A 14,196-nucleotide genomic window follows, 5' to 3' on the forward strand; every position below is an offset into this window, starting at 1 on the left:
TAGGACAAGGCCCTTCGACCGGACTCAGGACAAGCTTGTCGAAGGGCAGGAACGAAATCCACCTATTCAGAGCTTCCTTAACGGGTGCTTGTCATGCTGCTTTACCATCCACTGACAGGTGTATGTCCCGCTTATGAACACTGCGTCGACAAACGGTGATTTCTGGGGCTGGACGACCCCATCGAAATCCAGCCTAGGCCAGGCGCTGGTCCGCTCAACAATCCTGTGCGGATATCGAATATGAGATTTCCTAGTCGCTCCGGATGCGATGGTAAGGAATCAAATTCCCGCCATACGCAGGAAATACGAGCAGCGCAGATCAAACTCCTGTATCAGCAAGTTCCGTCAGGTTTGATCGCGACCGCGATCAACGCCGCGATTGTCGTTTTGATTTTATGGCAGGAGGCTTCCAGACCGCTGTTATCCGCCTGGCTGTTAGCGATAGGTGCTTCGGTGTATGCTCGTTATCGGCTGCTTCGTGCCTACGCGCGAGCGAATCCGACCAGCGCCGACGCAACGCCCTGGGCGCGGTCTTTCTTGCTCGGCGTCGCCGCCAACGGAGTGCTTTGGGGTTTTGCCGGGTACTTCCTTTTTGTCGAGCACAGCTACGTCCATCAACTTTTCCTAGGATTCGTGCTGGGTGGAATGGTTGCGGGGGCGATGTCGACCTTGTCTCCGTTTCCCAAGGCTTTTTCGCTATTTTTGCTGCCGACACTGCTTCCGTATACGGTAAGGGTTCTCAGCCATGGCGGAGATGTCCATCTTGCGATGGGGGTCATGCTACTGCTCTTCGCAAGCCTGATGTGGATGATTTCCGAGCGCTTGCATGCAACTGTAGCGGAATCCCTGCGGCTTCGATTCGACAACCTTGATCTTGTGAGCGATCTCACTTCGGCGAGGGATCGTCAAAAGGCTGTCAATGAGGCGCTGGCTGTCGAGATTGCGGAAAAGCAAAGGGCACAGTGCGAATTGCAGGAATCGTGCGAAAAACTGGAGCAACGGGTAAGGGAGCGTACCGAGAAGCTCGCCCGTTCCGAACAGGCTTTGCGGGAAGCCAATCGCCGTAAGGATGAGTTTCTCGCGTTGCTGGGCCATGAGCTCAGGAATCCGCTAGCCCCGATTCGCAATGCCGTTCAGGTCATGCGAAAACTGGAGCCGAAAGAGCCGAAGCTTCGCTGGGCGCGCGATATCATCGATCGCCAGGCGGATCATCTCGCCCGCCTGGTAGACGACTTACTCGACGTATCCCGCATCGTTCAGGGCAAGATCAGCCTTCGTCCAAGCACTCTGGATCTTGCAACAGTCATTGATCAGGCCGTCGAAGCGTCCCGGCCGCTGATCGACGAGCGGGACCATGATCTGCTGGTGACCATGCCCGAGCGCCACTTCCTGGTTAGAGGCGACCGGGTACGATTGGCGCAAGTCGTTTCGAATCTGCTCAATAACGCGGCGAAATACACCGACGCCGGCGGGAAGATATGGCTGGCGGTGGAAGCGTCCGAAACGCGCGTAAGCATCCACGTGCGGGATAACGGCGTCGGCATACCGAAGGACCTCTTGCCCCATATCTTCGATTTATTCAGCCAGGCTGACCAAAGTCCCGTCCGCGCCCAAGGAGGATTAGGCATCGGGCTGACTTTGGTCAAGCGACTGGTGGAAATGCATGGCGGAGAAGTCGAGGCCAGAAGCGCAGGCCCCGGTCAAGGATCGGAGTTTTCGATACACCTGCCGCGCGTCTTCGGACAAATGGACGAAATGGATGCTATCCGTTCGAATGCGGGCTAGCCCAGATATCCGTCAGCTTCCAGCCAGGGGGGCAGCAGCAGGGCCGTAGGTCTAAAGGCGAGCGATCGGGAAGGCGATGATAGTTAAGGCGAACGGATTTTTGAGCATATAGACGCACCTCTCTTACCCCCGTTGTTTGTAGCTGTGCCGGCGACAGCACTCGGGTCCGCTTAGGTGGCCGAGAAGCGGGTGCCGGTGAGGAAGGTCTCGCGCAGACGTTTAAACGAGCAACACCAGTCGCGGCACATTCGGGGCAGTCGTTCCCATGACTTCGGCGCTACGGCCAATCGGGAAACCACCCTGCGCTGCTAGGTCACTCTACACAACCGCCATTTTCCTCACAGGGCTTTACTCATCCCGCTTGGGGGCAAGCCTTGAAAGAGTGGCAGCACCTCATGCCCATCTCTATCGCAAGAACATTTACAAACACTCGCGAAACTTAAATGTTTAAAAAGCAGTGATGTTATTCCCAATTCCAATGGTGAATTGATCACAGCAATTGTCGCCTTAGATACTTACTATATAAATCAATTCCAGATCGAATAAATATTTCCAATAAACTAGCCGTAATAATACTAAATAGGTATCTAAGATACCTATTTATGGTGTGTTTTTTATGCTTTATGGAAGAGTTATTAGTCTGGAATAGGTGTCATGTCCCGCATGATTGTAAACCTTCTTGTGAAGAAGATGAGGATGGGACAGTTGCCAGTTTTTGAGAGCCTGGATCGGGGTGAGATGGCCTAAGGCCTTTTGGGGAATGTGATGATTGTACAGCTCGACATAGCGGTGCAAGGTGGTGTCCAGATCGGCGGTTGAATCGAAGTGATGGGTTTGCAACACCTCCTCGATGCGGCCATTGAAGCGTTCCACCAGGCCATTCGTTTGGGGCCGGCCCGGCGGAATCAGGCGATGTTCGATGCCTTGTTCAGTACAGAGGCGGTCAAACTCATGCGTCCCCGAGGGCTGCCGAGTTCGGGTCAGGAAACGGTCGGTAAACTCCGAGCCGTTGTCGGTCAGGCATTTCTGGATGCGGAAAGGCGCGGCCTGAATCACCGCTTTGAGGAAGTCCTTTGCGCTTAAGGCGGTGCGGTTGGGCTTGAGGGCGACATAGACCCAGCGGGTGGCGCGGTCGATGGCGACGAACAGGTATCGGCGGGGTTCGCCGTCGATGGCGGGCAAGTACTTAACATCCAGGTGAAGGAAGCCGGGCTCATAGGCCTTGAAGGGTTTGACCTTCGCCTTCTCTGTAGGCGGAAGCAGGGTCTTGAGGGACGCCACCCCGTGGCGGCGCAGGCAGCGGTCTAGCCCGGAACGGGACACGGCGGGATTGAGAAATTCCCGGGTCACGGCCAGGAGATCATCCAAGGGGAGGAGCAGAGCTTGGCGGAGGTAGACCACGATGGCTTCCTGGGCGGGCGTGAGCGTGGTTCTGAGGGTGTGGGGCCGGTGTGAGGCATCTTCGACCGAGGAGCGGTGTTTCCACTTGCGGACGGTCGTTCGGCTAATGCCATGCTTTTGGGCCAAGGCGCGCTCGCTCAACGTGGACGCTTGAATGGCCTGCCGAACGGCCGGGGTGGTACGGGCGTTCTTATGAAGACGAATCTGCATGGAGAGAAACCTCACTTGGACGAACCGAATATCTCCTGGAGAAGGCTCCGGGCTTCAAACAGAGCATAACTCCTTCTCGGTAAATAATCATACGGGACGTGACAGCTGGACGATACCGACACCAAGGTTTTCTATTACAACCTACATGGTGCCAAATGGTGGTGGGAAACCGGCGGCGACCAACTCACTCTGGACAATGTCAATCTTTTCTACGCCAGCACCCACGGTGGTGGGTGGTCGACCCGGTCGGTGTGGGCCATGTGGGACAAGGATTCCCTCGCCGACTCCACTCAGATGCGGTTGGGCGATGAATCCTATGGGCTCAGTATCCTGGCCACTTATGCCTGCGAAACGCTCAAGTTCAACGATAACAAGATGTGGACGCGGATGGGGCCCATCTTCCGCGGTGGGCTGCGCATCGCCTTGGGCAGCCATGACAAGCTGTACGATTCCATCACTACCGACGAGACCGGCGAGGATTTCGCCGACAACCTGCAGAAAAAACAAAAGATCCAGTACGCCTGGAAGGACGCCAACTCGGATTGGGCAACGAGTCAGGACGTCACGGTCATGGCCACCGGCACCAACTCCTCCAATTGTGCTAGCAGGCGAGACAACATGACCTGGCAGAACTACACGAGCTACGGCCGACTGCGCGATGGTGCCATTGGGTATTACTGCTACCGCTACTGGAACGATCTCTGATCGACCGTATGACTTTTCCCTACCGAATTCAGGTGACTAAGACCATGAAAACTCTGCATGACTTCAAACGTAAGACCATCGCCCCCGTGATCGCCGCAATGGGAATTTCCCTGATCTCCGGCGCTTCGTACGCCGCCGACTACCCGGAGCGGATCGCTTCCGAAGAACGCTCCCGACGTGTCGGCGTGGGTTTGGACGAGGTGCCCTTGTTGAGCCGTGCCCAAGGGCCGGGTGCCGAGAAAGTGGCGTCGCAACTACTGAGCCGGTTCCACTCCCTGCCGGGAGCGGTGCATACCTCGGACCGCTATCAAAAGGAGGTGACGAAGAATCAGATCGCCTTGGTGAGTGACGAAGGCTGGCATTTGCAGGTGTTCGCCGATGGGAGCAGCGTGCGCTATCGCAACTACCGCTACTTGAACGAGGCCGGCGCTAAGCTGGCGCGTCCCGTGGCAGAGCGCTTCTCGCAAGAAGAACTGGAGAAACTGGGGCGGAATTTTATAGAGGAGAACCTCCGCGATTGGGTGACCCTAGGCGACGGTGAGCAGCTGGTGCCCTTCTTCAGCGAGTTCGAAGTGACCGGCGGCGGTTCCACTAAAGCGGGTGCCCGAATGGATCCGGAAATGGTTCACGCCAGCACCGTAGTGTTCACCCGCACCGTGGGAGAGTTGCCCGTGGTCGGCGGCGGTTCCAAGATTGCCGTTATCTTCGCCAATGACGGCCAGCCGGTGGGATTCGATTTCGATTGGCCGCGCTATGAGAAAACCGGCCGGTCCCAGAAGGTCCTCTCGCTCAACGAGATCAAAAAGCGCGGGGAGGCGTATTCTCCTTTCAAGGTCGACGATGCCGCCGTGAAAGACCTTCACTTCGATTGCGGCTACGTGGACTTCGGTGCCCGCAAGCGCGATTTCAATGCGCCGGTTCAGGCCGGTTGTCTGCGCCAGGCGGCGAAGAAGTCGATCATCGACCGCGAAGCTTATGCGAAGGACAAGAACTCCGGCCACGTGATCAGCGCCAGTTTGGATTACTTCCCTGCGGGCGCGACGGTGGAACCCGATGCGGTGTGGGAAAGCGCTCTGAAGCCGGGAGGTGCGGAGCCGCCGCCAGCTGGCACACGTTGAGCATCTCATGACAGCAAGGGCCTCAGGCTGCGGCAAGCCGCAGCCTGAGGCCCGTTTCTCGTGAGCCGCGAGTTGAAAACAATGTGTGAGGACGCGTCTTCTTCCATGAACAAATGTCTTGTGTTTTTTGCCGTGCTGGCTGTGATGGGAACGGTTTCTCGCTTGGGTTTGCTGAATGCCCGCGAATATACCCATTCTCTACAGTCGTCTGAGTCGTTTCAGGCTGACAGCGGAAAACCGGAAGCCTCTGCGGCACGGGTCGGAGGCGCGATACCTGCCCCGAAAGACGGATTCGCTATGCCGATGACGCAACCCCGTGAGATTCCCGGTCCTGACTTCTCCACTGCGGCGGTCGCGCCTTCTTTCAGGGAGCCGCGCCCTGTAGAGATTCCGGGCGCTTTCGTTCCGGAGGAGGTTGAGTGGCAGGCGGTTGCAGTGGAAAGCGAGATGTCCAGTGCGTCGTCTGAGGCGGAGGCGAACCTCTGGGAAGACCCGTATGGCGGACGATGGCACGATCAGAGCGGTGGCTGAGCGATCGCGCCGAGTGGACAGGCGACGGAAATCCAGGCGCCGATCGAGATTATGTCAGCGATGAAAACGCTCTGACGTCCTCCGATCGAGAAATGAAATCACTGGGATATACCAGGCTTATTAACGGGAACCCGATGAGTTTCTCAGCCTATCGAGCTGGGCACGGAAGCAACGAAGCACCTCGTAGCTGTATTTTCCCTCCAACGCCTGGTACAGCGGCTTGAGCGCACGCCTCTGGTCTTCCGGCAGGGTTTGCCAAACCGTTTCGATTTCTCCGATCTCCGAATCGCCGAGGCCCACCACTTCGCCGAGTTCCGCGGCTCCGGTTTCGATCGCCTTGGCCAGATGGCCGTAAACCGTTGAGATTGCCAGTCCGCGCTGATAAGCGATCTGTTCGGCGGTCATGCCGAGCCGGAACAGCGCCAGGCTTTCGTCCGCCGTCGTGCCGGCGGTCGAGGCCGAGCCGCCGCCCGTGTGTTCCAGAATGGCCGACAGAAAGTCGTCTCCGTAAAGCTCCAGCTTGCGCTCGCCGATCCCCGGCAGACGGCTCAGTTCGGTTCGGGTGGTCGGTCGCGATTGGACCATTTCCATCAGGACGGCATCTTGAAAAATGACATAGGCGGGAACGTTTTGCTCCTCGGCTAGCTTACGGCGCAAGGCGCGCAAGGCCTGCCACAGGTGCTCGTCGTCCGGGTTGGTAAATCGGGCGACGGTCTGGCGGCGGCCCGCCGAAACTTCCGTGTAACGGTCCCGCCTGAGCCGGATGGCGACCTCGCCACGCAGCACCGGCCGACAGGCTTCGCTCAGACGCAGTGCGCCGTGAGCCTCCCAATCGACCGTCAAATAGCCTTGGGCGATCATCTGGCGGAATACCGAGAGCCACTGCTTCTCGTCCATGCCTTGACCGATGCCGAAGGTGCTGAGCCGGTCGTGGCCCAGGCGCCGTATTTTCTCGTTGGACTTGCCGCGCAGTACGTCGATCACATGATGGGCGCCGAAGCGCTGGCCGGTGCGGTAGACGCAGGACAGCGCCTTGCGGGCGGCGTCGGTGCCGTCCCAGGTGTCCGGCGGATTCAGACAATTGTCGCAGTTGCCGCAGGGCTTTTCGGAGATTTCGCCGAAGTAGCGGAGCAAGGCCTGTCTGCGGCAAGTGGTCAGTTCGCAGAAGCCGAGCATCGAATCCAGTTTGTGGCGCTCGACCCTTTTGTGCAATTCATCGGCTTCGGAGGCTTCCACGATCTGCCGCAGGGTAATGACGTCCTGCAGGCCGTAAACCATCCAGGCATCGGCCGACAAGCCGTCGCGGCCCGCCCGTCCGGTCTCCTGATAATAAGCTTCCACGCTCTTGGGCAGGTCGAGGTGAGCGACGAAGCGGACGTTGGGTTTGTCGATGCCCATGCCGAAGGCAATGGTCGCGACGACGATAACGCCTTCCTCCATCAGGAACCGGCGCTGGTTTCGTTGGCGTTCCTCGGCGGACAATCCGGCATGATAGGGCAGGGCGGAAAACCCTTGCGAGCAGAGCCAGTCCGCGACCGATTCTACCTTTTTTCGTGATAGGCAATAAACGATTCCGGCGTCTTCGGGGTGTTCGTTTCGGAGAAACTGAACCAATTGCCGCCTCGCGTCCTGTTTGGGCGATATCCGGTAGCGGATGTTGGGCCGGTCGAAGCCGCTGCAGAAGATTTTGGCATCCTGCAGCCCCAGACGCTCGATGATTTCGTGCCGGGTCCTCTCGTCGGCGGTAGCGGTCAAGGCGATCCGGGGAATGTCGGGAAAACGCTCGTGCAGCATGGAAAGCTGCCAATAATCTTCCCGGAAATCATGCCCCCATTGCGATACGCAGTGCGCTTCGTCTATGGCGAAAAGGCTGAGCCTGGCTTGTCCTAGGAGCGCCTGCATGCGCTCGGTCAGCAGACGTTCCGGCGCGATGTAGAGCAGATCCAGCTGCCCGTCCAGAAGTTTCTGTTCGACCTGGCGCTGTGTGTCGTAGGTCAGGGTGGAATTCAGAAAGGCGGCTTGAACGCCCAGTTGCAGCAAGGTTTCGACCTGATCCTGCATGAGTGCGATCAGGGGCGACACGACGACGCCCGTGCCGGGACGGACCAAGGCCGGAATCTGATAGCAAAGGGACTTGCCGCCTCCGGTGGGCATCAACACCAGCGCATCGCCCCCGGCCGTCAGATGATCGATGACGGGGCGCTGCTGGCCGCGAAACCGCTCATAGCCGAAAACGCTGCGCAAGACCTGAAGGGGGTCTTTCGGCATGATCCGTCGGTTTGCCTAAGACGCCGCCGCTTCGGTCAAGCGTGAAGCATCTGTTTCAATTCCAGCGCCTGCGACAGCGCGTTTTCGACATCTTCCGCCAGCACGTTGAAATGTCCCATTTTGCGGCCGATGCGGGCGGTCTTTTTGCCGTAGAGATGGAGCTTGACGTTGGGCTGGCTCAAGAGTTTGTCCCAGGCCGGTTCGTCGTCGCGCCAGATGTCGCCCAGAAGATTGACCATCACCACCGGACTCAGCAAGCGGGTATCGGCGGGCGGCAATCCGCACAAGGTGCGCACCTGTTGTTCGAATTGGCTCGTGGCGCAGGCATCGAGGGTATAGTGGCCGCTGTTGTGGGGGCGGGGAGCGATTTCGTTGATGACCAAATCGTCGTTTTCCAGCACGAAAAATTCCACCGCCAGAACGCCGACGTAGTCCATGGCTTGAGCTAACGCAAGCGCCATGTCCTGAGCGCGTGCCGCGACCTCCGGCGTTACCCTGGCCGGTACGATGCTGATATCGAGAATCCCTGATTCGTGCTGGTTTTCAGCGACCGGAAAACAGGCGATTTCGGTCGGCGAAGTACGGGCGATGATGACCGAAATCTCGGTTTTCAGGTTCAGTTGCCGCTCCAGCACACAAGGCTTTCCGCCCAGTTCGGCGAAAGCGGCTCGCGCTTCTTCCGGCGTTTTGACCCGGATCTGGCCCTTGCCGTCATAGCCTAGCCGCGCCAGCTTCAGAATTCCGGGCAAGTGGCCGGCGAGATTCTGATCGAGGTCGGCGCCGCTTTCGATCGCTAGGAACGGCGCCACCTGCAGTCCTGCACCGGAAATGTAACGCTTTTCCGCGATCCGGTCCTGAGCGATCGAGACGCATGCGGCTGAAGGACTTACCCGCACGCGCCCAGCCAAGTAGCTGAGGCTGTCGGCCGGAACGTTTTCGAATTCGGTGGTGACCGCGGCGCAGGTGTCCGCCAGCCGATCGAGAGCCGCCGAGTCGTCGTAGGCCCCCCGGATGTGCACGTCGGCCAGCGCACCGGCCGGGCTGTCGGGGTCGGGGTCCAGTACGGTAACGCGATAGCCCATGGCCCGAGCGGCCATGGTGAACATGCGGCCCAATTGGCCGCCACCCAAGATGCCGAGCATGGCATTCGGTAAGATGTGTCTCATCGTCGATCAGTTGAGTGTGGAACTACAGGGTCGATAGCGGAAAGTCGTTCTTATGCTAGCCGACTGGAGCGGTCTTTTTTGGAAGACCGGTGGCTGGCTCTCGACCTCACTCGATTTCTGGCAGCATCTGCGCCAGAACGGTTTCCGTCTGGCGGAGACGATAGGCCTGGAGCTGGACGGCCAGGTCCGCATCGTGGACAGCGAGCAGCGCGACAGCGAACAAGCCGGCATTGACCGCGCCCGCTTCGCCAATGGCGAAGGTCGCGACCGGCACGCCCTTAGGCATTTGCACGATGGAATAAAGAGAGTCCTGGCCTTTCAGATATTTTGTGGGTACCGGAACGCCGAGCACGGGCAAGTGAGTTTTCGCCGCCATCATTCCGGGCAGATGCGCCGCGCCGCCGGCGCCGGCAATGATGCACTTGAGGCCGCGTTCAGCTGCGGTTTCGGCGTATCGAAACAATAAATCCGGGGTCCGGTGGGCGGAAACCACTTTCGTTTCGAACGGGACATTGAATTCTTTCAACAGGCGGGCGGCGTGCTGCATGACCTCCCAGTCGCTGTTGCTGCCCATGACGATGCCGACGTGAACCATTGAAAATCCGGTTTCTCAAATAAAGAAGCGATTTTATCCCGATTCTTCGCGGCACGCTAAGATGATGGCCCATGCCTCGTCGTTCCACCTTTCTAAAACCGAGCCTTGAGTACGAGAAGCACTATCGATCCAGCTGAAGCGGCATATTTCGACCGGCTGGCCCACACCTGGTGGGATCCCGAAGGCCCGTTTTGGCCTTTGCATCGCCTAAATCAGCTACGAGTGGGCTATATCTCCGAGCACTTAATTGCCCGTTTCGGCCGCGATCCGAAGGCGGCAGCGCCGCTTCACGGGATTCGAATTTTGGACATCGGGTGCGGCGGCGGATTGCTGAGCGAAGCGATGGCTCAGCTCGGCGCGGTAGTGCACGGTGTCGACATGGTGGAAAAGAACATCCGCGTCGCGCAACGGCATGCCGAAGCAAGCGGCCTAACGATTCGCTATACCTGCGGCACCGCGGAGGACTTGGCCGAGCGGGGCGAATCATACGATGCCGTGTTGAATCTCGAAGTCGTCGAACACGTGGCCGACTTACCGCTTTTCATGAGTGTCTGCAGCCGATTGGTGCGGCCGGGAGGCCTCACCGTCATCGGTACGATCAACCGCACTGTCATCTCTTTCCTCGCCGCGATCGTCGGCGCCGAATACCTGCTTCGTTGGCTTCCTGTGGGGACCCATCGCTGGCACAAGTTTCCGACGCCGGACGAATTGGAAGCGTTGCTCCGGGACGGCGGCATGTATGTTTCCGACCGGACCGGAGTCAAGGTCAATCCGTTTACCCGCCAATTTCGGTTGAGTCCGGGTATGAGCGTCAACTACATGCTAGTCGCCGAAAAACCCGGCTGATCAGCTGAGGGAACAAGGCTTTCCGTTCCAGAGCGCCAGAGGCGGCCCAGATAACCACTGCGAAAATCGAAGATCGTCGCGAGGCGCGCGCGGATGAGCAAGGCATGCACGACTTGCCCGATGCAGTCGAGAGGTATGGTGTAGTAGGCCGCGTCCTCCCTCGATGCCGTGATCCGTTTCCCGGAAGCGGTGTTCGTGCTGCTCATGGGAATGCCGGTGACTGCGGCGATGCAAAAGATGATGCTCAAACCGGAATAAATGTCCCCGGGGAGGTCCGATGTAATCCTGAAATTGGGAAAGGCCGGTTTGATGCTGTCGAGATTTCGGGGCTCGAAAAGAAAGGTCAAGCTTCCCCTAAGCCTATCGGAAGTGCTTGCTTGCGGTTCACGCAGTGCACGTCCATGGCGGTCGTGAGTGCGTGACCGGCCGACTTCGAAATCGCGGCAATCTGCAATCAATGGCGTTGAAAATGGATAAGAGGTCGCCGCTTCGATTTTGTCGATTAATGGGTAGCCGCGATGTACGCCGGCTCGGGCTTTTTCGCGGTGCTCATTAAGCCTTAGCGAACGTTTACTTCGGCTTTCATGCCCGACTCGTAATGGCCGGGGATATGGCAGCCGATCTCGAACCGGCCGGGTTGATCGAACCGCCAAATCAATTCCCTTGTTTCGCCGGGAGCCACGGTAACGGAATTCGGGCTGTCGTGGTGCATGTGCGGGTCAGCTTTCATTTCTTGGTTATGAATTTTCTGTTCCTCGCTCGTGCCGATAGTCGCCTCGTGAATCAAGTGTCCGGGATTGGCCACGATCAGACGCACGGTTTCTCCGCGGCCAACCGTAAGTGACGAAGGCTCGAACTTCATGCTGTCGAGCGTTTTTATCTCGACGGTTTTCGTCACTTCCTCGGGTTTGCCTGGCACGCCCGCGGCGAATTGGTCGTGACCGGCATGTACCTCGGGATGATGTTGATCCCCTGTGCCCGACTCCTCTGGGTTCTGCGCCTGTGCGGCGGTGGCAGACATGATTGACGCGAGAATGAGAGCGGGATAGATCGAGTGTGACTTCACAGTACCCTCCATATTGTTATGGCAAAAGCATTTGGGACCGGCCTCGAAATCATGGTCAATGAGCTCGGGCGAGGCCGGGAACGATTCGAAGACTGCATCGTGTCCGACCCACAGATACGATCGTTCCGCATTCCTAGCCGGTTTCAGCCGACGGTCGAAGCGGCAGCCGCTCCCCGGGCCTTGCAACCTCGTACCAAGCTACGACCCGCTCGGCATCCGGATCACCTTCTTCTGGAGCCCAGGCGGCGAAATCTTTGTCTTCCACGGGGCTATACGGGCCCGGTTTGACCTCGAACATGACCGTTTCCGGCGCCAGCACCACGATGGCATGCCAAGTGTACGGCGGAATTTCAGCCGCAATGTCGCCCCCGGCGGCGCTCAGGTCGACTCGTTCCAGAACGGTTCCTTGGTCGTCGAAGGAAATGATCGAGAACGCACCGCGCACCGCCAGCATCAGCTCCCATCCGTTCGGGCGGGCGTGGCGATGAGGCCGGACGTAAGTGCCCGGTTCCATGGCATTGAACAGTCGCTGTATCGGGTCGTCGTAATCGGAATGAATGTTCAGGTTCTTCCGTAGCCTGGGCGAAGCCGAGGCTTCCCCCATCAAGCGGATGAGTTGTTTATCGCTGATCGTTTTCAAAACGTCCATGGTCGTCTCCAGATATATTGTCGGCCGGCGCTTCGCGAACTGGGTGATGACGGACCTGCGGGCTTTCTTGAGTCGGTCGTCCTTTCCCGCCATGAAACGGATCGGCTGTCGACGACGAATCCAATCTCGCCGCCGGGTCTTGTCGGTAGAACTGCGCAAGAAGACCGTAGACCGCCGGATATTCCGCACGCACCAGGTCCGGTAGTTCAAAAAAGTATTCGCTGAGCACCGCGAAAAACTCACCGGGCTCTTCGGCGGCATAAGGATCTATGGGGGTATCCTCCTCACGGTCCACACGAGCATTGAAATCCTCGAACGCGGCGGTGAAAACCTCGGTCCAAGCGCGCCGGCTCATCCCTGGATGCAGGTTAGGAAAACCGTCGGCGGTGCCATTGAGCATATCCAGCTTGTGAGCCATTTCGTGGATGACGACGTTATAGCCTTCACAATGACCGGAGCCCTGCACATCCGCCCACGACAATATGACCGGCCCGCGCTCCCAGGATTCACCGGTCAGCACATCTTCCCATTCGTGCATGACGCCGATATCGTCGAATTCCGACCGAGGGCGTATGAATCCGCCCGGATAAACCACCACCGTTTGCCAGCCTCGGTACCAGTCGAAATCGAGGTTAAGAATCGGAAGACATGCCAACGCGGCGATTCGAACGCGCACGCGGTCGTCCAATACCATCCCGCCGGCCGGCTCGAAGATTTTTTCGTGCACGAACAGCGTAGCGAGTTGACGCAGACGCTCCCGTTCGTCCGCGTTTAAGAATCGGAAAATCGGGAGCCCGCCGAGCGCAGAAAACCAGGTCGACTCGGATATTAGCCGATGCTCGAGAAGCTTGCGGCGACGTTGCTGCCGAAAAAGGCGAAGAGGCGAGATCATGGATCTTCCCCGAGCACGGGGCTCTGACGATCCGCGCTGATCGCGGCGCAGAGCATGGCCTCGGTGGTCCAGCACATGCTCCACGCACCCTTATGGTCTACGGCAATCCAGCCGTATTCACGGTGCCGCGCGACGGCTTCGCGGTAGGTCGTCTCGGAGGCTTCCACGATGCCGCAGCCGTCACGGACGCGGGTTTCCAGACGAACGGCGACGCCGTCATCGACGATTTGTTCGCCGATGCCGGTGCAGCTTATGGCCGCATAAGCGGAGGCATAAGTGCCGGCAACGGTCGCCGAGTCCGAGACCCGTTCAGGGAAGTTGAACCGGCCGCCGCCAGTGGACGTGGCGGCAGCGAGGTGGCCGTGATGGTCCAGGACCACGGCGCCAACGGTACCTGCGCCGTTCATCGTCCCGTTCGGTCGTTCGAGATGATCGGCCCAGCAGCGCGCCCGCTCCGGGAGGGCCGGGTTTTGCGGCGCCATGCCCAGTTCTCGGGCCAGGAGCTGGGCTCCTAATGGGCCGAGCACCGATTCGGTACGGTTCTGAAGTACGCGGGCGAGTTCGATGGGATGGATCAGGTGAGTCGCGAGCATGACGCCTGAGAATTTGAGGCGTTCGCCGTCCATCAGCGATGCCGAAAGGCGCGCAAGTCCGTCACTCTGTAACGCCGAGCCATAGCCGGCATTGAACAGGCCGGATTTTTCCAAACGCTTGACGACTTCCGTCACGGTATCGACCGCGGTTTTGCCGCGGTGAAGCTCGGGCCAAGCCGACGCTGCTAAGTTTTTGATAAACGTCCGTCGCTTCTCCCGGAGTTCGGGATCGGATTCCAAGGATCCTGCACCACCGTGAATCAGCGGGACCGGGGGGCGGGCGGTATCAGAGCAGCGCATTTCCATGAATCGAGTGTCTATCGGCATTCGAGTTGGTTGGGTATCGCCGGCAGTTTCCGCTGCCATCCCGC

At 58.8% G+C, this 14,196-nt stretch carries 14 protein-coding genes; 5 read left to right on the forward strand and 9 right to left on the reverse strand.

Going from position 1 to position 14,196, the window contains the following annotated elements:
• Positions 1 to 240: 240 nt before the first annotated feature.
• The gene (locus QEN43_RS04920; protein ID WP_026608937.1) at positions 241 to 1,785 is read left to right on the forward strand and encodes a sensor histidine kinase; all 1,545 of its coding nucleotides are present in this window, start codon (positions 241 to 243) and stop codon (positions 1,783 to 1,785) included.
• A gap of 621 nt (positions 1,786 to 2,406) precedes the next feature.
• On the opposite strand, the gene QEN43_RS04925 is transcribed toward QEN43_RS04920, so the two are convergent.
• The gene (locus QEN43_RS04925; RefSeq protein WP_317963761.1) at positions 2,407 to 3,396 is read right to left on the reverse strand and encodes an IS481 family transposase; all 990 of its coding nucleotides are present in this window, start codon (positions 3,394 to 3,396) and stop codon (positions 2,407 to 2,409) included.
• Positions 3,397 to 3,501: 105 nt separating this feature from the next.
• On the opposite strand from QEN43_RS04925, the gene QEN43_RS04930 reads away from it, so the two are divergent.
• The 3 genes from QEN43_RS04930 to QEN43_RS04940 all read left to right on the forward strand — a co-directional run bounded on the left by QEN43_RS04930 (position 3,502) and on the right by QEN43_RS04940 (position 5,750).
• On the forward strand, positions 3,502 to 4,101 hold the full coding sequence (locus QEN43_RS04930) for a DUF6345 domain-containing protein (RefSeq protein WP_268870477.1): 600 nt from the start codon (positions 3,502 to 3,504) through the stop codon (positions 4,099 to 4,101).
• Positions 4,102 to 4,145: 44 nt separating this feature from the next.
• Positions 4,146 to 5,219, forward strand: coding sequence for a hypothetical protein (locus tag QEN43_RS04935; RefSeq protein WP_036267702.1), 1,074 nt, complete (start codon positions 4,146 to 4,148; stop codon positions 5,217 to 5,219).
• A 105-nt stretch (positions 5,220 to 5,324) separates the two neighbouring features.
• On the forward strand, positions 5,325 to 5,750 hold the full coding sequence (locus QEN43_RS04940; RefSeq protein ID WP_156912625.1) for a hypothetical protein: 426 nt from the start codon (positions 5,325 to 5,327) through the stop codon (positions 5,748 to 5,750).
• Between the two features lie 120 nt (positions 5,751 to 5,870).
• Here QEN43_RS04940 and recQ read toward each other — a convergent pair whose 3' ends face one another.
• The 3 genes from recQ to purE form a co-directional block, all read right to left on the reverse strand.
• Complete coding sequence (gene recQ, locus QEN43_RS04945) at positions 5,871 to 8,018, reverse strand: DNA helicase RecQ (RefSeq protein ID WP_026608942.1); 2,148 nt, start codon at positions 8,016 to 8,018, stop codon at positions 5,871 to 5,873.
• Between the two features lie 35 nt (positions 8,019 to 8,053).
• Positions 8,054 to 9,184 carry a 5-(carboxyamino)imidazole ribonucleotide synthase gene (locus QEN43_RS04950; RefSeq protein WP_026608943.1) on the reverse strand — a complete coding sequence of 377 codons (1,131 nt, stop codon included), beginning with the start codon at positions 9,182 to 9,184 and terminating at the stop codon, positions 8,054 to 8,056.
• A gap of 106 nt (positions 9,185 to 9,290) precedes the next feature.
• Positions 9,291 to 9,779, reverse strand: coding sequence for a 5-(carboxyamino)imidazole ribonucleotide mutase (gene purE, locus QEN43_RS04955; protein ID WP_026608944.1), 489 nt, complete (start codon positions 9,777 to 9,779; stop codon positions 9,291 to 9,293).
• A 105-nt stretch (positions 9,780 to 9,884) separates the two neighbouring features.
• Here purE and ubiG point away from each other — a divergent pair, with 105 nt between their 5' ends.
• The gene (gene ubiG / locus QEN43_RS04960; RefSeq protein ID WP_026608945.1) at positions 9,885 to 10,625 is read left to right on the forward strand and encodes a bifunctional 2-polyprenyl-6-hydroxyphenol methylase/3-demethylubiquinol 3-O-methyltransferase UbiG; all 741 of its coding nucleotides are present in this window, start codon (positions 9,885 to 9,887) and stop codon (positions 10,623 to 10,625) included.
• Here the strand turns inward: ubiG and QEN43_RS04965 are convergent.
• The 5 genes from QEN43_RS04965 to QEN43_RS04985 all read right to left on the reverse strand — a co-directional run bounded on the left by QEN43_RS04965 (position 10,595) and on the right by QEN43_RS04985 (position 14,125).
• Positions 10,595 to 10,972 carry a hypothetical protein gene (locus QEN43_RS04965; RefSeq protein WP_026608946.1) on the reverse strand — a complete coding sequence of 126 codons (378 nt, stop codon included), beginning with the start codon at positions 10,970 to 10,972 and terminating at the stop codon, positions 10,595 to 10,597. The genes ubiG and QEN43_RS04965 overlap by 31 nt on opposite strands.
• Positions 10,973 to 11,184: 212 nt before the next feature.
• Positions 11,185 to 11,691: a cupredoxin domain-containing protein gene (locus QEN43_RS04970; protein WP_026608947.1), complete on the reverse strand. Its 507-nt coding sequence runs from the start codon at positions 11,689 to 11,691 to the stop codon at positions 11,185 to 11,187.
• A 133-nt stretch (positions 11,692 to 11,824) separates the two neighbouring features.
• Complete coding sequence (locus QEN43_RS04975; RefSeq protein ID WP_036267704.1) at positions 11,825 to 12,340, reverse strand: WbuC family cupin fold metalloprotein; 516 nt, start codon at positions 12,338 to 12,340, stop codon at positions 11,825 to 11,827.
• Complete coding sequence (locus QEN43_RS04980; protein WP_084161582.1) at positions 12,312 to 13,232, reverse strand: M90 family metallopeptidase; 921 nt, start codon at positions 13,230 to 13,232, stop codon at positions 12,312 to 12,314. Before QEN43_RS04980 ends, QEN43_RS04975 begins: the two co-directional genes overlap by 29 nt.
• Positions 13,229 to 14,125: an isoaspartyl peptidase/L-asparaginase gene (locus tag QEN43_RS04985; RefSeq protein WP_317963762.1), complete on the reverse strand. Its 897-nt coding sequence runs from the start codon at positions 14,123 to 14,125 to the stop codon at positions 13,229 to 13,231. Before QEN43_RS04985 ends, QEN43_RS04980 begins: the two co-directional genes overlap by 4 nt.
• Between the last annotated feature and the right edge of the window lie 71 nt (positions 14,126 to 14,196).

Origin of the sequence: Methylocaldum szegediense, assembly GCF_949769195.1 — a bacterium.
In the GTDB taxonomy this organism is placed as follows: domain Bacteria; phylum Pseudomonadota; class Gammaproteobacteria; order Methylococcales; family Methylococcaceae; genus Methylocaldum; species Methylocaldum szegediense.